Source organism: Streptomyces sp. MMG1533, assembly GCF_001279775.1.
Classification (GTDB): domain Bacteria; phylum Actinomycetota; class Actinomycetes; order Streptomycetales; family Streptomycetaceae; genus Streptomyces.
The window spans coordinates 35,222-55,066 of record NZ_LGDG01000123.1 but is presented as its reverse complement, the minus strand read 5'-3'; the positions used below and the strand labels follow the sequence as shown (position 1 = coordinate 55,066).

Below are 19,845 nucleotides of genomic sequence, written 5' to 3'. Positions count from 1 at the left end.
GCGGGTGGGGACGTTCTACGGCAACGTGCTGGTGGCGCGGACGTGCAGTGAGGTGGTGCCGTTGCTCGACGGGGGGACCGGGGCGGCCGGGGTGCCCGGATCGGGCGGTGAGGCGATACGGGGGTACGCCATGGCCGTGGGGCCTCGTCACACGGTGATCTGCCCGGACGAAGGGACCGACGTGGTCAGACTGGCCGGCCCGCTGAGCCGACTGCTCGGGGCGCCGACACTGAGCGCGTACGTCTACGACTCGGACGTGCTGGACATGCGGGTGTTCCAGGACGGGGAGCTGAGGCACTGCTACGACTCGTTTCCGGGGTACTTCGACGAGGTCGAGACCGACGAGGACGGGAACCCGGTGGGGGGAGCGGACGGCGCGTATCCCGAGCCCGTCGGCGCCGATCCCGAGCCGTTCCTCCCGCTGGCGGCAGGTCCGGTGGATCGCGCGATGCTGGGATCGGTCCTGCGCCGCACACCCCTGGACCCGGAGGACGGTGAGGGCGGGCGGTATGTGTTCGCCGACGACCAGCACTACGACGTCGTGTCGTTGTTGGGGCTGGACACCGCCCGGCTGACCACCGGCTACGAGTACATGTCCCGGGGCCATCTGCCGGCCGGGACGCAGCTGGGCGACCTGATCATGTTGGGAGGTGCCCGGCCTCCCGCCCCGTCCGGCGACTGAGGCGGCGCGTGCCCTGCGCTCACCCCACCCGCGGGAAACGCGACTGGAGCGTCCAGATCGCCGGGTTCTCGCCCAGGTCGTCATGCAGGTCGACCAGGTCGGCGATCAGGTCGTGCAGGAAGTCCCTGGCCTCCTTGCGGAGTTCGGTGTGGGAGAAGCTCAGCGGGGGCTCCTCGGCCGGCATCCAGTCGGCCTCGATGTCCACCCAGCCGAAGCGGCGCTCGAAGAGCATGCGGTCGGTGGACTCGGTGAAGTCGAGTTCCGCGTGCTGGGGGCGGGAGGCGCGGGAGCCCGCCGGGTCGCGGTCGATCCGCTCGACGATGTCGCACAGGGCCCACGCGAAGTCGAGCACCGGGACCCATCCCCAGGCCGTGGACAGTTCCCGGTCGGCCTTGGTGTCGGCGAGGTAGACGTCCCCGCAGAACAGGTCGTGGCGCAGGGCGTGGACGTCCGCGCGGCGGTAGTCGGTCTGCGGGGGGTCCGGGAAGCGGTTGGAGAGGGCGTAGCCGATGTCGAGCACGTACGTGATGGTGTCACGCGTCTCCTCATAGGATCACCGGCGTGTCCCGATCCGTACCGGTTGTCCCGACCTGCACGTCCCTGCTCCTCGCCCTCGCCCTGACCGCCTGCGGCGGTGGCGGCGGCGTGCACGGCAGCCCCGGCGGCTCCGGTGCGGGCGACCCGTACTTCCCGAGGGCGGGCAACGGGGGGTACGACGTCACGCACTACGACCTGGACCTCGCCTACGAGCCCGACACCGACCACCTCACCGGCACGGCGACGATCAGCGCCCGAGCCACCCGGGACCTCTCCGCCTTCGACCTCGACCTCAAGGGGCTTGACGTCGGCGGAGTCACCGTGGACGGGAAGGGCGCCCGCTGGAACCGTGCCGGGCAGGAGCTGACCGTGTGTCCGCACGACGTTCTCGACGAGGGCGAGACCTTCCGCGTGACCGTCCGCTACTCCGGCACGCCTGGGACGATCACCGACCCGGACGGCTCCGAGGAAGGCTGGCTGCGCACCGCGGACGGGGCGCTCGCCCTCGGGGAGCCGACGGGTTCGATGGCGTGGTTTCCCGGCAACCACCACCCCTCCGACAAGGCGTCGTACGAGGTCAAGGTGACCGTGCCAAAGGGCCTGCGGGCCGTGTCCAACGGCGAGTTGGTGAGCGAGCGGAGCACCGGGGGCCGTACGGCGTTCACCTGGCGCACCGCCGAACCCATGGCGAGTCACGTCGCCACGGTCGCCGTCGGTGACTACGACATCCGCCGCTCCACCACCGCCGACGGCCTGCCCGTGTACGTCGCCGTCGACCCCGCCCTGGCCGGGGCGGGCCGGACGGTGCAGGCAAGGATCCCCGAGGTCATGGAGTGGGCCGCGGACACCTTCGGGCCGTACCCCTTCTCCTCCACCGGAGCGATCGTCGAGCGCGACGGCGACGCGGGCTACGCCCTGGAGACCCAGAACCGGCCCGTCTTCCCCGGCGTTCCCGACACCGAGCTCCTCGTCCACGAACTCGCCCACCAGTGGTACGGCAACTCGGTCACGCCGAAGACCTGGCGGGACATGTGGCTCAACGAGGGCTTCGCGACGTACGCGGAGTGGCTGTGGCAGGAGGAGCACGGCGGCGACAGCGCCCAGGAGACCTTCGACGCGCTGTACGACCACGGCGACCGGACCGACGAGGACCTGTGGTCCTTCCCGCCCGCGAAGCCGCCGAGCGCCGCGCACATCTCCGGCACCCCCGTCTACCAGCGCGGCGCGATGGTCCTCCACAAGATCCGTCAGACGGTCGGCGACACCGCCTTCCGCGCCCTCCTCCGCGGCTGGGCCGCCGCCCACCGCCACGGCAACGCGGACACGGCCGACTTCACGGCCTACGTGGAGAAGCAGGCGCCAGGGAAGGACTTCGACGCGGTCTGGGCGGACTGGCTGTACGGGGACGGGAAGCCGGCGCCCGCCCAGGACTGACGGCCGGTCGGTCGATGGCCTTCACTGGATGGCCTTCACTGGATGGTCTTCACTGGGTCGTCTGCACTCGGCGGCATTCACTCGGCGGACTTCATGAAGTCCAGCATCCGGCGGTTGATCTCCTCCGGGTGGTCGATCTGCGGTCCGTGGCCCGTGCCGGAGATGATCTCCGCGCGGGCGCCGGGTACCAGACGGGGGACGCGCTCCGCCTGTCGCTGCGGGTGCACGAGCAGGCTGCGCTTGCCGAGCACCAGGTAGAGCGGGGTGCGGATGGTGGACAGTTCGTCCTCCGACAGGGGGAGGGGGGACGGCCGACGTATGCGGTAGGCGCGGACGGCCGTCCTGATCATGGCGCGCAGTTCCGGTACGACGAGGACCGGCTGCTCCAGCCAGGCCGCGAGGCGTGGGCGCAGTGCCTTGGGCGCGAAGGTCGCGAAGAGGCCGGCGAAGATCCAGACGAAGAAGCGCAGTCCCACCTTCTCCAGGCCGCCGGGGTCGAGCAGCGTGACCGAGGCGAGGCGGTCGGGCCTGCGGTGCGCCTGGTTCAGGGCGAGCCAGCCGCCGTAGGAGGAGCCGGCGAGGTGGACGCGGTCGAGCCCGAGCCCGGCGAGGGTCTCGTCCAGCCACTGGGCGGCGTGTTCGGGCTGGTGGACGGGTTCGCGCTGCACGCTGCGTCCGGGGTCGCCCGGGGTGTCGATCGCGTAGACGGTGCGGTCGGCGCTGAGGTCGCGGGTGTTCGGGTACCACATGGCGGAGCAGGAGCCCGCTCCATGGACCAGGACGACGGGGGCGCGGGAGTCGCCGGCCGGGTCGGCGGGGCCGTAGCGGTAGACGTGGGTGGTGCCGAAGGAGGTCTCCACGTCCTGTTCCGCGAGCGCGGGCGCCCCGAGCGCGTAGAGGGCGTCGCAGGCCGCGAAGTGGCGGTCGCGCCAGGCGTCGCTCACATAGCGGCCGACGTCGGACCGGTTGCGGGCAGCGGTGTCGGACACGGGCACCTCCGGGATTCAGGGGCTTTGTGATACGAACGTACCATGATGGTGGTACCGCTGTATCATCAAGACGCCCCGGCAGGGGTCGTACCGGCGGAGACGACGAGCGGAGACACGGCGATGCCCAAGCGCGTGGACCATGCGGAACGGCGTACCGAGATCGCCGAGGCGCTCGTCCGGGTCGCCGGGCGGCGCGGGCTGCATGCCGTCGGGATGCGGGACGTGGCGGCGGAAGCAGGCGTGTCGCTGCGGCTGGTGCAGTACTACTTCGAGACCAAGGAGAAGCTGCTGCTCTTCGGGCTGCGGCACCTGGCGGAGCGGTTCGGCGAGCGGGTCGCCGCCCGGCTGCGGGACGCCGGGGACGGCCCCGGACCGCGGGCGCGCATCGAGGCGTTGCTGATGGCGGCGCTGCCGACCGACGAGGAGAGCCGCACCTTCCACCACGTGTACACCTCGTACGCCGTCCTCGCCGTGAACGACCCCGCGCTCGCCGCCCAGCCCTTCATCAAGGACCCCGACGCCGCCGAGGACGCCGTGGCCGGACTCCTCGGGGAGGCGCGGGAGGCGGGCCTGCTCCGGACCGGCGTGGACCCGCGGCCGACGGCGGCCGGGCTGCTCGCCATGTCCGCGGGACTCGGCACGGGGATCCTGGTCGGGCAGCGAAGCGCGGAATCGGCGGCCGCGGTGCTGGAGCATCACCTGGACGGGATCTTCCGAAGCCCCCGCTGAGCGGCTGCTCAGCCCAACTCGTCCAGCAGTCGCGCCAGTTCGGGCGGCCACACCGGCTCCGGGGGCTCGGCGAGCTCCTGCCGGGGCCACCAGCGCCAGGCGAGGATGCCCTCCTCGATGTGTGAGGCGGCCAGGTCCGCGCCGGTCGGGGGCCGGTGCGGGCCGTGGGTGACGTAGATGTGCTCGTGCTGGCGGACGGGGATGCCGGCGCGGGTGAAGTCGTGCTCCCACGTGCACAGCAGGGGGCCCGGTTCGAGGTCCGTCCAGCCGGTCTCCTCGGCGAGTTCGCGCAGGGCGCCCTCGCGGGGGCTCTCGCCCGGTTCCAGGCCGCCGCCGGGGAGCGCCCAGTGCTTGCCGACCTCGTCGTTGTCGTAGCGGAGGAGGAAGACCGCGCCGTCGGGGGCCAGTACGGCGATCCGGGCCGCGCGGCGCGCGGTGCGCAGCGGCTTGCGCAGTACCGCGCAGGGGCGGCCGCGTTCGCGGTCCGCGCGGTGGTCGATCACCTCGTAGCCGAGGGCCGTCCAGAAGGCGAGGCCCTTCTGGTTGGCGTCGAGGACGGCCAGGCGTACGGCGGTGCGGCCCGCGGCGCGGAAGCGGTCCTCGAGGAGTGTGGCCAACCGGCTTCCGTACCCACGGCGTTGGACGTCCGCCGCCACCATCAGGAGGCCGATCCACGGGTCCGGGTCGGCCGGGTCGGGGTGCCGGTCGAGGGTGATCGCGATCCCGACCAGCCGCCCCTCGCCGTGGGCCAGCAGCACCTCCGCCCCCGGGGTCACCGCCTCCTCGGCCAGCGCGGCCGCCACCTGCTCCGGGCGGATGTCGTCCGGGTCCGGGAAGTCGCCGCTGAGCGCGTGGAATTCGTGGTTGGCGGCGTGGAGCGCGGTGAGTTCGGTGAGCAGCGGGCCCGGGATGTCGCGGTCGGGGGCGAGGGGGAGGGAGGTGAGGATCACGCGGGCAACCTATCGGCCGACCGGCGGTGGGGCGGGAACGCCGGAGCCCCCGGGCCGTCAGGACGGTCGGGGGCTCCGGCAGGCTGCGGGGGACGTCGGATCAGACGTTCACACCGAAGTCCTGGGCGATGCCCACCAGGCCCGAGGCGTAGCCCTGGCCGACGGCCCGGAACTTCCACTCCGCGCCGTTTCGGTACAGCTCGCCGAAGACCATGGCCGTCTCCGTGGCCGCGTCCTCGGACAGGTCGTAGCGCGCGATCTCGGCGCCGCCGGCCTGGTTGAGGATGCGGATGTAGGCGTTGCGGACCTGGCCGAAGTTCTGCGAGCGGTTCTCGGCGTCGTAGATCGAGACCGGGAAGACGATCTTGTCGACGTCGGCGGGCAGGCCCGCCAGGTTGACGTTGATCGCCTCGTCGTCGCCCGCGCCCTCGCCGGTGCGGTTGTCACCGGTGTGGACGATGGTCTGGTCCGGGGTCTGCTTGTTGTTGAAGAACACGAAGTGGGCGTCCGAGTAGACCTTGCCCTGCGTGTTGACCGCGATCGCGGAGGCGTCGAGGTCGAAGTCCGTGCCGGTGGTGGTGCGGACGTCCCAGCCGAGGCCTACGGTGACGGCGGTCAGGCCCGGAGCCTCCTTGGTGAGCGAGACGTTGCCACCCTTGGACAGGCTTACAGCCATTGTTGGGAGTCCTTCCCTCGTTAGACGTACGGCATGAAGCTACAGCTACCCGTATGAACGTGGAGAGAGGTACCAGAGGTTCCTGCTCTCTTTACTTTCTTTACCCGAGATATTCGGGTGACGTGGACCGGACGGACCAGGGAACATGGACGCCATGTCCGGTCCTCACGTCATCCGCGGCTCCGTCTCGCTTCCCGAGGCCGAGCTCATGTGGCGTTTCTCCCGCTCCTCCGGGCCCGGCGGACAGCACGTCAACACCAGCGACTCGCAGGTGGAGCTCCGCTTCGACCTGGCCCGCACCGAGGCCCTGCCCGAGGTGTGGAAGCAGCGCGCCCTGGCCAAGCTGGCCGGGCGGCTCGTCGACGGCGTCGTCACCGTCCGCTCCTCCGAGCACCGCTCCCAGTGGCGCAACCGCGAGACCGCCGCCGTACGCCTGGCCGCTCTCCTCGCCGAGGCGACGGCCCCGCCGCCCAAGCCGCGCCGGGCCACCCGGATCCCACGGGGCATCAACGAACGCCGCCTGCGGGAGAAGAAGCAGCGTTCGGACACCAAGCGGGGACGGCAGGGCCGCGACTGGGGGTGACGCCGGCCGCGGTGTCGTCTACGACAGTTCCAGCACCCCGACGATCTCCCCCGCGCTCAGCTCGCCGTTGGGCCGGAAGCCGAGCCCCAGGTAGAAGTCCTCGGGTCCGTCCGGACCGGCATGCCAGGTGACGTACAGCTCCTTGCCGCCCCGGCGGCGGATCTCGGCCGCCACGGACTCCACGGCGAACCGGCCGTATCCCCGGCGCTGTTCCCCGGCGGCGATGTTCAGACGCCACAGGCCGGAGCGGAAGAGCGTGCCGTCTGCCTTCCAGTCGATGTCGAAGAAGGCCATGAGGAAGCCGACGGGACGGTCGCCGTCCACGATCAGGCGGGGCCAGGCGACTCCGGCGGGGTGGACATACGCCTCGGCGAGTGACTGCATCACCGGGGAGACCGCGAATTCCTGTTCCGGGCGGACCTTTATGCCGGTGGCGGCCTCGAAGTTGCGGGGTGTGACCTCTTCGAGGCGGGGCGTGGAAGTCGTCATGCGCGCACCCTAGGCAGGCGGGCCACGGAGAGGCGATCGAATTCCGGCTCACCCCAACTGCCGGTAGCGCCCCCGGAAATACGTCAGCGGCCCGCCGTCCGCGCTCGGCAGCGTCGCCGTCAGGACCCGGCCGATCACCAGGACGTGGTCACCGGCCGGCACACGCTGCTGCGTGCGGCACTCCAGGGTGGCCAGGGCGCCGCCCACCAGCGGAGCGCCGGACGCCTCGCCGCGGACGTACGGGATGTCCTCGAAGAGGAGACGGTCGCTGATGCGGCCCTTCATGGCGAAGCGGCCGGCGATGTGCCGCTGGCTCTCGGAGAGGACCGACACCGCCCACAGGGGCTGCTCGTCGAGCAGGTCGTCCATGCGGGAGCCCTCGCGCAGGCTGACCAGCACCAGGGGCGGGTCGAGGGAGACCGACATGAACGCCGTCGCCGTCATGCCGACGTCCTCGCCCCCCGGCGCCTGCGGGTCGTCGGGGTCGAGCGGTGGCTCCTGCGCGGTCACCAGGACCACGCCGGCGGCCAGCCGTGACAGGGCGGCGCGGAACTCGTCGTTGCTCACCCCCTCAGCATGCCCGGGGGCGGGAGCGGCGAGGGTGGCGGACGTGGTGTGGGGAGTGTTCGGCACGCCCGAAACGCTAATCTCCGGTCCGTGCGCGCCGCATCGGGCCTCGGGCCGAGACCGGTCCTAGGACTCGGGGACGAGTTTCCCTCTGTACTGTCTGTGTCCTGCCCGTGTCCCGTCCGCACGACCTCCCCATTCGTACAAACTTTGCGTTCAGTAAACGCACAGGGAAAACACAGAAACCCCACTCAATTGTTCATCTTTCGCTGTGACTTGAGTCACAAGGGGCAGTAATTGTTGACCCTGTGTACCGAGTGAGCAGCGCGCTGTGATTCAGTGGCGGGGAAGCTGCCAGGACGATACGCCGATGAGAACCCTTGATTCGCTGCGAGGTCTCGGGGGGAGGGCGAGCATGGAGACCGAGTCGGAGCCCTACGTCCGCCTTGCGTCCCTGCGACAGCTGCACCAGGTCATGGCCGACATGAACACGGCCCGCAGCCTCGCGGACACACTGCAGACCGTGGCCGACGGCGTGGTCCACGCCCTCGGGTACGAGCTGGCGTGCGTGAACCTCGTACGCCCCGACGGCGACCTCGTCGTCGCCGCCTTCGCGGGCAACGCGGCGGCCGAGGCGCTGATCACCGGCCGCGTCGGCTCCCGCGAGTCCTGGGAGCGCCGGCTGGGCATGGGCGAGCACTGGGGCGACCTGGTCTTCATACCGCACACCGAGGGCTGGGTCCTCGACGACGACGACGTCCCGCAGTGGTACACCGACGGACCCGCGCCCCGCTTCGAGGACGAGTGGCACCCCTCCGACCGGCTCTTCGCCCCCATGTACACCCCCGCCCCGTCGGGCGGCGGCTCGTCGGGCGAGCTGATCGGCGTGCTGTCCGTGGACCGGCCGCGCAACGGCCGCCGTCCGGGCGCATGGGGGCGTGAAGCGCTCCAGATGTACGCCTTCCAGGCCGCCATCGCGATCAGCAACGCGCGGCTACGCGCCAATATGCAGCGCGCACTGGTCAGGCTCGAAAGGGAGCAGCAGGCCCTGCGCGCCAGCGAGGAAAGCTTCAGGCAGGCCTTCGAGTACGCCCCCTCCGGCATGGCCATCGCCGAGATGGGCGGCGACCAGCACGGCCGGATCCTGCGGACCAACGACGCCCTGTGCCGGCTGCTGGGCCGCCCCGCCTCCGCGATGCGCCGCTACTCCTTCTCCGACCTCGTCCACCCCGAGGACATAAGCACCCTGCTCCGCACCTCCGCCGAGGGCGGCCGCGCGGAACTCCGCCTCGGCCGCCGCGACGGCACGTACGTCTGGGTCCATCTGCGCAACTCCGTCGTCGCCGACGCGGCCGACGGCCCCCGGTTTCTCCTCACGCACGTCGAGGACATCGAGGATCGCAAGCGCCGCGAACTGCAGCTCGCCCACCGCGCCTCGCACGACGCGCTCACCGGCCTGCCGAACTCCGCCGAACTGCGCTCCCGGCTCTCCTCCCGCCTGTGCCGGCGCGCCGGTCACGCGGGCGCCCTCGAGCCGGTGGACAGCGCGTACGACCACCCCGCCTTCGACGCGAACGGCCACGGCTTCGACTTCCCGTCGAGCGGTGTCGCGGTGTACGACGGCTACGACCACCACGTGCACACCGTCGCCCCTGAGGGTGAACGTGACGACGGCGCCAAGGGGCTCGCGGTCCTCTTCTGCGACCTCGACGGCTTCAAGTCGATCAACGACCGGTTCGGGCACAACGCGGGTGACGCGGTTCTCATCGAGGTCGCCCGGCGGCTGTCCGGGGGCGTCCGCGACGGCGACACGGTGGCCCGGCTCGGCGGCGACGAGTTCGTGGTCCTGGCCGACGGGCTGGGCCGTGCCGACGCCCAGGACCTCGCCGTACGCCTGCGCAACGAGATCATCCAGCCCATCCGGGTCGACGGCCGGGCCATGCGGGTCGGCGCCAGTTTCGGCATCGGCTGGGCGTCCTGCGGGATGACCGCGGACGAGGTGTTGAAGTCGGCCGACGAGCGGATGTACGTAGAGAAACGATCTCGTCCCAAACAACACAGACGCGCGGGATGAGCCCCAGGTCAGCGAGCTGATGCGATCCGAGTCACCCGTTTGGGGCACCAGGAGCGGGTAGGCTCGCCCTTCTCACCACACGAATCGCACCCGCACCCGCTGAGGAGACCAAGGGATGACGGCCGGCAACAACGGCGCGAGCACGCCCGAGGACGACGACCCGTTCGGCTATCTCTACGCCGACGGGCAGGCCAACGGCGCCCAGCCGCCCTCCGGTGGCGGTGGCTACGGCTACCCGGGCTCCGTCAACCGGGTGCGGGCTGTCGGTCAGCGGCAGTACGGCCAGCAGGCCCCGGCCGCGGCGACCGCGCCGTACGGCCAGGTTCCACAGCAGCAGGGCGGCCACGCCCAGCCGAACGCGCACTACGCCGCGCCCGAGACCTTCCCGGGCGGCGCCCCCACCACCCAGCAGCCGCAGCCGTCCTACGGCGATGGCGGCGGCCGCCGCGGCCCCAACACCAAGGGGCTGCTGATCGGCGCGATCGCGGTCGTCGCGGCGGTCGTCATCGGCATCGGGGTGGCGATGATGGGCGGCGACGGGGAGGAGAACGCGGGCGGCAACGGGGCGTCGACCTCGCCGACGACTTCGCAGAGCAGCAAGCCGAGCGCGTCGTCCTCGCAGTCGGCGGCCGCCGGTGAGCTCCCGAAGACCGACGCGAAGACCCTGCGTCTGGAGGGCGGCACGAGCATCGCCTCCGACGTGAAGGGCGCCCAGGCCGAGGGTGGCCTGTATGTGCAGGGCTTCAACCAGGTCGGCGCCAAGGTCACCTGGACCGTCAACGGCATCGAGAAGGCCGGCACCTACCGGCTCTACGTCCGTTACGACATCCCCGGTGTCGATGCCAACGCGACGCTGACGGTCAACGGCAAGGCCAACACGCAGCCGCTGAACATGAAGAACTTCGCCAACCAGCCCAAGGGTGACTGGGAGAAGGGCTGGCAGACCACCTGGGGTCAGGTCACCCTGAACAAGGGCACCAACACGATCGAGCTCTCGTGCCAGCAGGGCAACCAGTGCGACGCCTACCTCGATCAGTTCTCCCTGACGGAAAACGTCGATCAGTAGAGTTCACGCCGCGCTGACCTCCCCCGTGACCGTCACCCGCCCCACCAACTCCTGATACGCCCCCGGGTCGAACTCCCCCGCCACCGGCGCCACCACCGTCGCCGCGGACAGGGCGACCGCGCGGGCCAGCCGGTCCGGCCACGGGAGTTGATCGACCAGGCCCGACAGCAGGCCCGCGACCGCCGAGTCGCCGGCGCCCGTGGGGTTGCCGTGGACTCGGGTGGGCGGAGTGGCCTGCCAGCAGCCCTCGGGGGTGAGAGCGAGCAGGCCCTCGGCGCCCAGGGAGGCGACGACGGACCGGGCGCCGCGCCGGCGGGCGTCCTGGGTGGCGCGCAACGGCTCGTGGGATCCCGTCAGTTCGGCCAGTTCGTCGGCGTTCGGCTTCACGATGTCGGGGCGGGCGGCGACTCCACGCCGCAGCGCCTCTCCGCTGGTGTCGAGGAGGACGGGGACGCCGGCCGCCTTCGCGGTCCGTACGAGTCCCGCGTACGCCCCCACCGGCACCCCCGGCGGCAGACTGCCGCACAGGGCCACCGCGGACGCCGACGGGACGAGATCCTCGTACGCCTCCTGGAAGGCGGACCACTCGGCCGGCGTGACCGTCGGGCCGGGTTCGTTGAGCTGGGTCGTGTCGCCGGTCCGTTCGTCGACGACGGCGATCGTGCGGCGGGTGGCGCCGGTCACCGGGACCAGGGAGTCCACCAGGCCTGGAGTGGTGGTGAGTTGCCGCTGGACGACCTGCCCGGTCGCGCCGCCGACGAAGCCCGTGACCGTCACCTCGTGCCCGAGGGCCGCCAGCACCCGGGCCACGTTCACGCCCTTGCCGCCCGGCCGTTCGGTCACGCCCGTGACGCGGTGGGAGGTGTACGGGCGCAGGGAACGTACGCGATGGGTGATGTCGAGAGCGGTGTTCAGCGTGACCGTGAGGATCACCTGGCTCGACCTCCCCCGAGGAAAACGCGGAACGCGCTTGCCGTCTGTCTGTCCGGACGGCTGATCATGCCAAACGGACGGCGGTCCTCCCAGTTTGACAGGACAACCGCCGCCCTCAACAGACGGACAGATCACCCCAGTTGTGGATCGACCACCCATTCGCCCCGGCGCATCACGCCCTTGAGGCCGAAGTCGGCGTCCAGGAGGACCAGGTCGGCGTCCTTGCCGGGCTCCAGGGAGCCGACGGTGTCGTACATGCCGAGCAGACGGGCCGGGTTGGCGCAGAGGGCGGCCACCGTGTCCTCGACCGACAGCCCGTCGAGCGTCACCGCCCGCTTGAACGCGCGGTCCAGGGTGAGGGTGGAGCCCGCGATCGAGCCGCCCTCCACGAGCCGCGCCACGCCGTCGGCCACCTCCACCTCCAGCGGGCCGAGCATGTAACGCCCGTCGCCGAAGCCGGCCGCGTCCATCGCGTCCGTGATGAACGCGACGCGGGCCGCGCCCGCGTGATGGAACGCCAGCTGGAGGGAGGCCGGGTGGAGGTGCGTGCCGTCGTTGATCAGCTCCACCGTGATCCGCTCGTCCTCCAGGAGGGCGGCGATCGGGCCGGGGGCGCGGTGACCGAGGGCCGGCATCGCGTTGAAGAGGTGGGTGGCGACCGTGGCGCCGGCCTCGATGGCCTCCACCGTCTGCTCGTACGTCGCGTCCGTGTGCCCGATCGCCGCGATCACGTCGTGCTCCGCGAGCAGCCGTACGGAGTCGATGCCGCCGGGCAGCTCGGTGGCGAGGGTCACCATCTTCGCCTTCCCCCGCGCCGCGTCGATCAGCTTGCGGACGTCCGCCGGGTCCGGGTCGCGCAGCAGCTCCTCGGAGTGCGCGCCCTTGCGGCACGGGGAGATGAACGGCCCCTCGAAGTGGATCCCGGCGATCTCGCCCTGCTCGGCCAGCTCGGACAGCAGCCCGGCCCGCTGGGCCAGGAAGTCCATGTCGCCGGTGACCGTGGAGGCGACGAGGGTCGTGGTGCCGTGCAGACGGTGGGTGTGGATGCCCTTGAGGACCTCGTCGACCGTCCCGGAGGTGAAGGAGGCGCCGCCGCCGCCGTGGTTGTGGATGTCGACGAAGCCGGGCACCAGCCAGTGGCCGGTTACGTCGATGAGGTGGGCGTTCTCCGGGGTGGCACCGGCGATCCGGGTGCCCTCGACGACGACCTGGCCGCCTCCAACGGTCCCTGTGGGCATGACCACGTTGGCACCGGTGAGGATCACGGGTCCTTCGCCGGTCGCGGGCTGCGGGTGGTGGGGGGCTGGTCGCGCAGTTCCCCGCGCCCCTGGGACGTTGGCCATCAGGCGGTTACCTCCGTACGGTCCGTGTTGTCGAGGAGATCCCAGGCCAGCAGGCCCGCACCCAGGCAGCCGGCCGTGTCCCCCAGGGCCGCCGGGACGATCGACGGCAGTTTCTGGAACGTGACCCGTTGCCGGACGGCGTCCCGCAGTGGTGTGAACAAGGTTTCCCCCGCCTCGGCGAGCCCGCCACCGATGATGAGCGTGCGCGGGTCCAGCAGGGTGAGCGCGGTGACCAGCCCGTCGGCGAGCGCGTCGACGGCGTCCTGCCAGATCCGTACGGCGTTCGGGTCGCCGGACACGACGGCCTTCGCGCAGTCGGCCGCGTCCGCCCCGGGGTCCCCGGAGGCCGCCGCCCACGCCTGGCTGACGGCCGCCGCGGACGCGTACCGCTCCAGACAGCCGCGCTGCCCGCACGGACAGGCGGTCCCTCCGGGCCGTACGACGATGTGACCGATCTCTCCCGCGAAGCCGTGGGCGCCCGACTCCACCCGGCCGCCGATGCCGATGGCGCCCGCGATGCCGGTGCCCAGCGGCACGAACAGGAAACGGTCGGCGCCCTTGCCCGCGCCGATCCGCCCCTCCGCGAGGCCACCGGTGCGGACGTCGTGGCCGAGGGCGACGGGGACACCGTCGAGCTTCGCGCCGAGCAGCTCGCGCAGGGGTACGTCACGCCAGCCCAGGTTGGCCGAGTAGGAGGCGATGCCGCGGGCCTCGTCGACGATGCCGGGGACGGCGACGCCGGCGGCGGCCGCGGGCTCGCCGAGGTGCTCGATGCCGTACGCGCGCAGCTCGGCGGCGAAGTCGAGGATGCCCTCGACGACCGCGTCCGGCCCGCGTTCGCGGCCGGTGGCGCGGCGGGCCCGGTGCAGCAGCTCGCCGTTCGCCCCGGCCAGGGCGGCCTTCATCCCGGTGCCGCCCACATCGAGGGCGATGACGTGTCTCACGGGGGATAGTGTGGCCCGCGTACCCTCAAGAGGTCTAGTCCACTCACGTGGTGTAGACCTTATGGGAGCAATATGTATGACCTTTCGAGAGTTTCGATGATCGGCGATGTTGGGGCGATGGCAGTGCAGCGGGCTAGGGCGGGAACGATCGCGGCGGTGTCCGCACTGGGCCTGACGGCGGTCCTCGGGGGATGCGGTCTCACCGCCGACTCCGGCGAGGTGACGCTGAAGCTGGTCGCCGCCGACTACGGCGACAGCTCGGCCAACAGCTCCCAGAAGTACTGGAACGCCCTGGTCAAGGAGTACGAGGCCGAGCACGACGGCGTGCGGGTCGACGTGAGCGTCTACTCCTGGAACGACGTCGACCGCAAGGTCAAGGAGCTGGTCGACGCCGGCAAGGCGCCCGACATGGCGCAGATCGGCGCGTACGCCGACTACGCGGACGCCGGCCGGCTCTACAAGGCCGACGACCTGGTCTCCATACCCGTCCAGGCCGACTGGATATCCCAGCTCTCCGACGCGGGCGAGGTCAAGGGGGTCCAGTACGGCATGCCGTTCGCCGCCTCGACCCGGCTGCTCTTCTACAACAAGACCCTCTTCACCGAGGCCGGTCTCACTCCGCCGACGACCTGGGACGAGCTGGCCGCGGACGCCGAGGCGCTGAAGGCGGACGGCGTGAAGTACCCGTACGCGCTGCCCCTCGGGCCGGAGGAGGCGCAGGCCGAGACCATGCAGTGGCTGCTCAGCGGCGGGGGCGGTTACACCGACACGCTCGGCACGTACAGCATCGACTCCTCGGAGAACACCGACACCTTCACCTGGCTGAAGGACGACCTCGTCGGCAAGGGGCTGACCGGGCCGGTCGCGCCCGGGAAGCTCGACCGGGCCGATGCGTTCGCCGCGTTCGCGAACGGGGACGTCGGCATGCTCAACGGGCACCCCTCGCTGATGAAGATGGCCGCCAAGAAGGGCGTGAGGTTCGGCATGGTGCCGATGCCCGGCGCGGACGGCCAGAGCAAGACCTCCATGGGCGTCGCCGACTGGATGACCGCCTTCAGAAAGAACGGGCACGCCGAGCAGATCGGCGACTTCCTCGACTTCGTCTACAGCGAGAAGAACGTCCTCGCCTTCTCCCGTGAGTACGACCTGCTGCCGGTCACCAACTCCGCGTCCGAGGTCATGAGCACGGCGAAGCAGGACGCCGACCTCAAGCCCTTCCTCGACGAGCTGCCGCTGTCCGAGACGTATCCGGTGGGGGAGACGTCCTGGGCGCAGGTCAGCGCGGCCGTGAAGAAGCGGATCGGGCAGGCCGTGGCATCGGGCGGAAGCCCGGCTTCCGTACTGAGCCGGCTTCAGACGACGGCTGCGTCGGCGCAGACCGCGCAGTAGGCGGCTGCCGGTGTCGGTGCCGGTTGTTAGCGTGCGGGGATGGACGAGGAGCAGGCTCAGGAACTGGGCCGCCGGGAGCGCGAGATCCTCGCGCTGGAGCGGCGGGGGTTCAGCGGGCCCGGCGTGAAGGAGCGGGCGATACGGGAGGAGCTGGGGTTGGCGCCGGTGCGCTACTACCAGCTGCTCAACGCGCTGCTGGACGACGAGCGGGCGTTGGCGTTCGACCCGGTGACGGTCAACCGGCTGAGACGGGTACGGGACGCGCGGCGAGCGGAACGGTAGGGGTTTCTCGCCCCCGCCGCCCCTACCCGACCCGTCCCCAGGGGCTACGCCCCTTTCAACCCCACGAGGGCCCTACGCCCCGCACCTGGCGGGGCTTCTCTCCTTCGGCCCCACCAGGGGCTCCGCTCCTGCACCCAGGCGGGGGCTGCGTGCCCTGGATCCCTTGCGGGGCACGGCTGGTTCGGGCTCGCGAGGGGTTCTGGGCCGGGGCTGGGCGGGGCTGTGTGTCCTGGATCCTTTGCGGGGCACGGCTGGTTCGGGCTCGCGCGGGGTTCTGGGCCGGGGCTGGGCGGGGGCTGTGTGTCCTGGACTCCTTGTGGGGCTGCGCCCCTGCGCTCCAGATTCCGCTTCGGTCCGGAGGGGCTCGGCCTCGAACGCCGGATGGGCTGGATGTGGCCGGCCGTTCATCCGACCGAGACGGGTGGTGGGTGGGCACAGGACGGGGGTTTGGGGGCGGAGCCCCCAGGGGTGCCGGGAGTGTGCGGCCCTTCGCGGATAGGGTCGAGCCATGGGCAGCCACACGGAATCCACGGACCCGAACGTCACTGACCCTCTGCCGATGCCGACGACCCCGGCAGGGCGGGACGGGCTCGACGCTCTCCTCGGTCGACCGGAGCGGGCGGTGGTCGCGCTCGACTTCGACGGGACGCTAGCGCCGATCGTGGCGGATCCGGAGCAGGCCCGGGCGCATCCGGAGGCGGTGCCCGCGCTCGCCGCGCTCGCTCCGAAGGTCGCCGCCGTCGCCGTGGTCACCGGGCGTCCGGCGGCGGTGGCCGTCCGGCACGGCGGCTTCGCCGGGGTTCCCGGTCTCGAACACCTCGTCGTCCTCGGGCATTACGGTGCCGAGCGCTGGGACGCCCGTACCGGAACCCTCAGCGCACCCGCCCCGCACCCCGGTGTCGCCGCAGTGCGGGCCGAGTTGCCGGGGGTGCTCGACGGGGCCGGTGTCCGGGAAGGGGCGTGGATCGAGGAGAAGGGGCGCGCGGTCGCCGTACACACCCGCAGGGCCGCCGATCCGCAGGCCGCCTTCGAGGTCCTGCGAGCTCCGCTCACCGAGCTGGCAGCCCGCCACGGTCTGATCGTCGAACCCGGCCGACTCGTTCTCGAACTCCGCCCGCCGGGCATGGACAAGGGTGTCGCGCTCCTGGAGTACGTCCGGGAGATCGACGCCACGTCCGTCCTCTACGCCGGTGACGACCTCGGCGACCTCCCCGCCTTCGGCGCCGTCGACGAACTCCGCTCCGACGGCACACCGGGCCTGCTCGTCTGCAGCGGCAGCGACGAGGTCACCGAGCTGAGGGAGCGGGCGGATGTGGTCGTGGACGGCCCGGAAGGGGTCGTACGACTGCTGCGGGCCCTCGCGGCACGGATCGGGCGGCTCGGCTAGCCCAGCCGCCGCAGCGCATCCAGCTGCTCCAGGAACCACTGAGCCGGCGGCAGGGCGGTCGCCGCCGCGTTGAGCCGCTTCGCTCGCTCGGCCCGTTCGCCCGCCGGCATGGTGAGCGCCTCGTGCAGGGCCTTGGCCGTCCCGATCACGTCATAGGGGTTGACGGCGATCGCGTCCTCGCCGAGTTCCTCGAACGCCCCCGCCTCCCGCGACAGCACCAGCACGCACCCCTCGTCGGAGACCAGCGGCACCTCCTTCGCGACGAGGTTCATGCCGTCCCGGATGGGGTTGACGAGGGCCACGTCGGCGAGACGGTACGCGGCCAGGGAGCGGGCGAAGTCGTCCTTCAAGTGCAGCAGGACCGGGGTCCAACCCGGCGTGCCGTATCCCGCGTTGATCTCGTCCGTCAGCCGCTGCACCTCGGCCATGTACTCCCGGTACACGACGAGGTCCTGGCGGGACGGGTAGGCGAACGCCACGTGCACCACCCGCTCACGCCACTCGGGGTGGTCGTCGAGCAGCTGCCGGTAGGAGAGCAGGCCCCGCACGATGTTCTTCGACAGCTCGGTGCGGTCGACCCGCACGATCGCCTTGCGGCCCTCGCCGATCTCCGTCCGCAGCGCCGCCATCCGTTCGTCGACATCGGCCTCGTGCGACCGCTTCCGCAGGAAGTCCGCGTCCGTGCCCAGCCCGTGCACGCCGACCTGCGTCTCCCCGAGCCCCCCGGCGAACTCCGTACAGCACGCGGTGAACGCGTCCGCCCAGCGGCTGGTGAGGAAGCCCAGCCGGTCGGCTCCGAGCATGCCCCGCAGCAGCTGTGCGCGGATGTCATCGGGGAGCATCCGGAAGTAGTCCGGCGGCGCCCACGGCGTGTGCGAGAAGTGGCCGATCCGGAGGTCCGGGCGCAGCTCCCGCAGCATTCCCGGCACCAGGCACAGGTGGTAGTCCTGCACCACGACCGCCGCGCCCTCGGCGGCCTCCTCGGCCAGCGCCTCGGCGAACGCGCGGTTGTACGTCTCGTACGACGTCCACTGCCGACGGAACTCCGCGTCGAAGACCGGCTCCAGCGGGGTCTGGTACAGCATGTGGTGGATGAACCACAGCACGGAGTTGGCGATGCCGTTGTACGCGTCGGCGTGCACGTCGGCCGGGATGTCGAGCATCCGCACGCCGTCCTCGCCGATTCCGCGCCGGACCGCCTCGCGGTCGCCGTCGGACAGCGCCGAGCACACCCACAGCGCGCCCGCGTCGGGCCCGATGGCGGACAGGCCCGAGACCAGCCCGCCGCCACCCCGTTTGGCGTGGAGCGAGCCGTCCGTACCGTCTGGGCGTAGCTCGTACGAAACCGGGCCGCGGTTGGACGCGACCAGTACCTCGGCACTGCGAGCACCCTGCGTTGAAGCCATACGCCTCAACCTAGCCCAGCCCGGAAACACTCAAACGTTCGGACGGGTCCGGGGGCCGTATACGGCCCCCGGATGCCGAAACACGCCCGGTCAGGCAACCTTTCGCTGCGCGTACTCCGCGATCTCCACCATCGGCGGCCGCTCCTCCGTGTCCACGGAGTAGGTGCGCGGCTCGAAGCCGTCCTCGCCCCGTTCGAACTGGGTGAGGGAAGGACGGATGAGGTGCCCGCGGGCCAGCCGGAGCTGAGCCGTGCGATAGATCGCGGCGGACATGCGGCCCAGTGCCTGGCCGTCCTGGTGGCGGTGCTTGCGCACCCCGACGTCGACCTGGGCAAGCGCGTCGAGGCCCACCAGGTGCAGGGCGTCGACCAGCATGCCCAGCTCCACGCCGTAGCCCACCGGGAAAGGGAGCTGTTCCAGGAGCGAGCGGCGGGCCGCGTACTCGCCGCCGAGCGGCTGTACGAAACCGGCCAGCTGCGGCCAGTGCATGTTCAGCAGCGGGCGGGCCATCAGCTCGGTGACCCGGCCGCCCTGGCCGGCAGCGCCGCCCAGGGGACGGTCGTACATCCCCTTGACCAGCTGGACGCCGGGTTCGGTGAGCAGGGGGCCCACGATCCCGGACACGAAGTCGGAGGAGAACTCCTTCAGGTCGGCGTCGATGAAGCAGACGATGTCGCCGCTGGTGGCGAGAAGCGAGCGCCAGAGCACCTCGCCCTTGCCGGGAGCGACCGGGACGCGGGGGAGGATGTCGTCGCGGTGGACGACCCGGGCCCCCGCGGCGGCGGCCACTTCGGACGTGCGGTCGGTGGATCCCGAGTCCACGACGACGATCTCGTCGACGAGCGGGACCTGTTGCATGAGGTCGTGACGGATCACGGCGACGATGTCACCGACCGTCTCCTCCTCGTTGAGTGCGGGCAGCACGACGCTGACCGACTGTCCCGTGGCGCGTTTCGCTGCCAGGATCTTGTGGAGCGGGCGATCGGTCTTCGACCAGGAGCGAGTGCTCAGCCAACGCTCGACCTCATTCAGCACAGTGCGCGGCTCCTCTGCGTTCTCTCGGCGAGCGCGTGATCCATGGTCTCTTGGCGGACCATGTGATCCATCTCGCGGTTCGGACGGCTATCTCAACTGTCCTGGCCTTCGGTTACAGTCTTGAACAACGCTGATGACCATCGCATGTCAGGGTCGGCGTTCCGTTTCAACGATCAACAACTACATACCGCTCATCCAGAGGGGCAGAGGGATACGGCCCGATGAAGCCCCGGCAACCCTCCAGCCGGTCTCGTAGCGATCACTGACGATCGTTTTAGCGAGGCTCCCCGGCTCGGGAAGGTGCCAAATCCGTCTCACGGCGAGATGCGTCGTGAGGAAGATGAGGAGAA

General features: G+C 71.2%; 20 protein-coding genes and 1 riboswitch. Of the genes, 9 read left to right on the top strand and 11 right to left on the bottom strand.

Features of this window, described 5'->3' with window-relative positions; all coding sequences use genetic code 11:
- Positions 1-4: 4 nt before the first annotated feature.
- Positions 5-682 (top strand): hypothetical protein, encoded by a 678-nt coding sequence (locus tag ADK57_RS15060; RefSeq protein ID WP_053749969.1) that lies wholly within the window; start codon positions 5-7, stop codon positions 680-682.
- A gap of 19 nt (positions 683-701) precedes the next feature.
- Here the strand turns inward: ADK57_RS15060 and ADK57_RS15055 are convergent, their stop codons facing one another.
- A complete protein-coding gene (locus ADK57_RS15055) occupies positions 702-1,202 on the bottom strand; it encodes a hypothetical protein (protein ID WP_053749968.1) in 501 nt (166 codons plus the stop codon).
- A gap of 41 nt (positions 1,203-1,243) precedes the next feature.
- On the opposite strand from ADK57_RS15055, the gene ADK57_RS15050 reads away from it, so the two are divergent.
- Entirely contained in the window at positions 1,244-2,653 is a 1,410-nt protein-coding gene (locus ADK57_RS15050; protein WP_053749967.1) for a M1 family metallopeptidase, read from the top strand.
- Positions 2,654-2,730: 77 nt separating this feature from the next.
- On the opposite strand, the gene ADK57_RS15045 is transcribed toward ADK57_RS15050, so the two are convergent.
- Positions 2,731-3,642, bottom strand: a complete 912-nt coding sequence (locus tag ADK57_RS15045) for an alpha/beta fold hydrolase (protein ID WP_078973124.1) — start codon at positions 3,640-3,642, stop codon at positions 2,731-2,733.
- A gap of 120 nt (positions 3,643-3,762) precedes the next feature.
- Between ADK57_RS15045 and ADK57_RS15040 the strand changes: the two genes are divergently transcribed.
- The gene (locus ADK57_RS15040) at positions 3,763-4,371 is read left to right on the top strand and encodes a TetR/AcrR family transcriptional regulator (RefSeq protein WP_053750024.1); all 609 of its coding nucleotides are present in this window, start codon (positions 3,763-3,765) and stop codon (positions 4,369-4,371) included.
- Between the two features lie 8 nt (positions 4,372-4,379).
- Here ADK57_RS15040 and ADK57_RS15035 read toward each other — a convergent pair whose 3' ends face one another.
- Positions 4,380-5,321 (bottom strand): bifunctional GNAT family N-acetyltransferase/NUDIX hydrolase, encoded by a 942-nt coding sequence (locus ADK57_RS15035; RefSeq protein ID WP_053749965.1) that lies wholly within the window; start codon positions 5,319-5,321, stop codon positions 4,380-4,382.
- A 100-nt stretch (positions 5,322-5,421) separates the two neighbouring features.
- Positions 5,422-5,997, bottom strand: coding sequence for a TerD family protein (locus ADK57_RS15030; protein WP_053749964.1), 576 nt, complete (start codon positions 5,995-5,997; stop codon positions 5,422-5,424).
- 145 nt (positions 5,998-6,142) lie between these two features.
- Between ADK57_RS15030 and arfB the strand changes: the two genes are divergently transcribed.
- A complete protein-coding gene (arfB, locus tag ADK57_RS15025; protein ID WP_053749963.1) occupies positions 6,143-6,580 on the top strand; it encodes an alternative ribosome rescue aminoacyl-tRNA hydrolase ArfB in 438 nt (145 codons plus the stop codon).
- An 18-nt stretch (positions 6,581-6,598) separates the two neighbouring features.
- Here the strand turns inward: arfB and ADK57_RS15020 are convergent, their stop codons facing one another.
- Positions 6,599-7,069 carry a GNAT family N-acetyltransferase gene (locus ADK57_RS15020; protein ID WP_053749962.1) on the bottom strand — a complete coding sequence of 157 codons (471 nt, stop codon included), beginning with the start codon at positions 7,067-7,069 and terminating at the stop codon, positions 6,599-6,601.
- Between the two features lie 48 nt (positions 7,070-7,117).
- Positions 7,118-7,702 (bottom strand): flavin reductase family protein, encoded by a 585-nt coding sequence (locus ADK57_RS15015; RefSeq protein ID WP_078973123.1) that lies wholly within the window; start codon positions 7,700-7,702, stop codon positions 7,118-7,120.
- Positions 7,703-8,051: 349 nt separating this feature from the next.
- Here ADK57_RS15015 and cdgB point away from each other — a divergent pair, with 349 nt between their 5' ends.
- Both cdgB and ADK57_RS15005 read left to right on the top strand, forming a co-directional pair.
- On the top strand, positions 8,052-9,710 hold the full coding sequence (cdgB, locus tag ADK57_RS15010; protein ID WP_053749960.1) for a diguanylate cyclase CdgB: 1,659 nt from the start codon (positions 8,052-8,054) through the stop codon (positions 9,708-9,710).
- 115 nt (positions 9,711-9,825) lie between these two features.
- A complete protein-coding gene (locus tag ADK57_RS15005; RefSeq protein WP_053749959.1) occupies positions 9,826-10,776 on the top strand; it encodes a CBM35 domain-containing protein in 951 nt (316 codons plus the stop codon).
- Positions 10,777-10,779: 3 nt separating this feature from the next.
- On the opposite strand, the gene ADK57_RS15000 is transcribed toward ADK57_RS15005, so the two are convergent.
- The 3 genes from ADK57_RS15000 to ADK57_RS14990 form a co-directional block, all read right to left on the bottom strand.
- On the bottom strand, positions 10,780-11,709 hold the full coding sequence (locus ADK57_RS15000) for a 1-phosphofructokinase family hexose kinase (RefSeq protein WP_053749958.1): 930 nt from the start codon (positions 11,707-11,709) through the stop codon (positions 10,780-10,782).
- 131 nt (positions 11,710-11,840) lie between these two features.
- Positions 11,841-12,971 carry an N-acetylglucosamine-6-phosphate deacetylase gene (gene nagA, locus ADK57_RS14995; protein ID WP_234390196.1) on the bottom strand — a complete coding sequence of 377 codons (1,131 nt, stop codon included), beginning with the start codon at positions 12,969-12,971 and terminating at the stop codon, positions 11,841-11,843.
- Positions 12,972-13,051: 80 nt separating this feature from the next.
- Positions 13,052-13,996: an ROK family protein gene (locus tag ADK57_RS14990; protein ID WP_078973121.1), complete on the bottom strand. Its 945-nt coding sequence runs from the start codon at positions 13,994-13,996 to the stop codon at positions 13,052-13,054.
- A 117-nt stretch (positions 13,997-14,113) separates the two neighbouring features.
- Between ADK57_RS14990 and ADK57_RS14985 the strand changes: the two genes are divergently transcribed.
- The 3 genes from ADK57_RS14985 to otsB all read left to right on the top strand — a co-directional run bounded on the left by ADK57_RS14985 (position 14,114) and on the right by otsB (position 17,054).
- Complete coding sequence (locus ADK57_RS14985) at positions 14,114-15,385, top strand: ABC transporter substrate-binding protein (RefSeq protein WP_053749957.1); 1,272 nt, start codon at positions 14,114-14,116, stop codon at positions 15,383-15,385.
- Between the two features lie 39 nt (positions 15,386-15,424).
- Positions 15,425-15,667 carry a DUF3263 domain-containing protein gene (locus ADK57_RS14980; protein WP_053749956.1) on the top strand — a complete coding sequence of 81 codons (243 nt, stop codon included), beginning with the start codon at positions 15,425-15,427 and terminating at the stop codon, positions 15,665-15,667.
- A 508-nt stretch (positions 15,668-16,175) separates the two neighbouring features.
- Positions 16,176-17,054 carry a trehalose-phosphatase gene (otsB, locus tag ADK57_RS14975; protein ID WP_053749955.1) on the top strand — a complete coding sequence of 293 codons (879 nt, stop codon included), beginning with the start codon at positions 16,176-16,178 and terminating at the stop codon, positions 17,052-17,054.
- On the opposite strand, the gene ADK57_RS14970 is transcribed toward otsB, so the two are convergent.
- Together ADK57_RS14970 and ADK57_RS14965 are read right to left on the bottom strand one after the other, a co-directional pair.
- Positions 17,051-18,460, bottom strand: coding sequence for an alpha,alpha-trehalose-phosphate synthase (UDP-forming) (locus ADK57_RS14970; protein ID WP_053749954.1), 1,410 nt, complete (start codon positions 18,458-18,460; stop codon positions 17,051-17,053). The two genes, otsB and ADK57_RS14970, sit on opposite strands and share 4 nt — an antisense overlap.
- A gap of 90 nt (positions 18,461-18,550) precedes the next feature.
- The gene (locus tag ADK57_RS14965; RefSeq protein WP_053749953.1) at positions 18,551-19,495 is read right to left on the bottom strand and encodes a glucosyl-3-phosphoglycerate synthase; all 945 of its coding nucleotides are present in this window, start codon (positions 19,493-19,495) and stop codon (positions 18,551-18,553) included.
- Between the two features lie 188 nt (positions 19,496-19,683).
- Positions 19,684-19,842: riboswitch (SAM riboswitch) on the top strand.
- The last annotated feature ends 3 nt before the right edge of the window (positions 19,843-19,845 follow it).

Coding starts and splice junctions, on each gene's coding strand:
- ADK57_RS15040 (WP_053750024.1), top strand. CDS start 3,763: ATGCCCAAGCGCGTGGACCATGCGGAACGGCGTACCGAGATCGCCGAG.
- ADK57_RS15030 (WP_053749964.1), bottom strand. CDS start 5,997: ATGGCTGTAAGCCTGTCCAAGGGTGGCAACGTCTCGCTCACCAAGGAG.
- arfB (WP_053749963.1), top strand. CDS start 6,143: ATGGACGCCATGTCCGGTCCTCACGTCATCCGCGGCTCCGTCTCGCTT.
- ADK57_RS15020 (WP_053749962.1), bottom strand. CDS start 7,069: ATGACGACTTCCACGCCCCGCCTCGAAGAGGTCACACCCCGCAACTTC.
- cdgB (WP_053749960.1), top strand. CDS start 8,052: ATGGAGACCGAGTCGGAGCCCTACGTCCGCCTTGCGTCCCTGCGACAG.
- ADK57_RS15005 (WP_053749959.1), top strand. CDS start 9,826: ATGACGGCCGGCAACAACGGCGCGAGCACGCCCGAGGACGACGACCCG.
- ADK57_RS14985 (WP_053749957.1), top strand. CDS start 14,114: ATGGCAGTGCAGCGGGCTAGGGCGGGAACGATCGCGGCGGTGTCCGCA.
- ADK57_RS14980 (WP_053749956.1), top strand. CDS start 15,425: ATGGACGAGGAGCAGGCTCAGGAACTGGGCCGCCGGGAGCGCGAGATC.
- otsB (WP_053749955.1), top strand. CDS start 16,176: ATGGGCAGCCACACGGAATCCACGGACCCGAACGTCACTGACCCTCTG.
- ADK57_RS14970 (WP_053749954.1), bottom strand. CDS start 18,460: ATGGCTTCAACGCAGGGTGCTCGCAGTGCCGAGGTACTGGTCGCGTCC.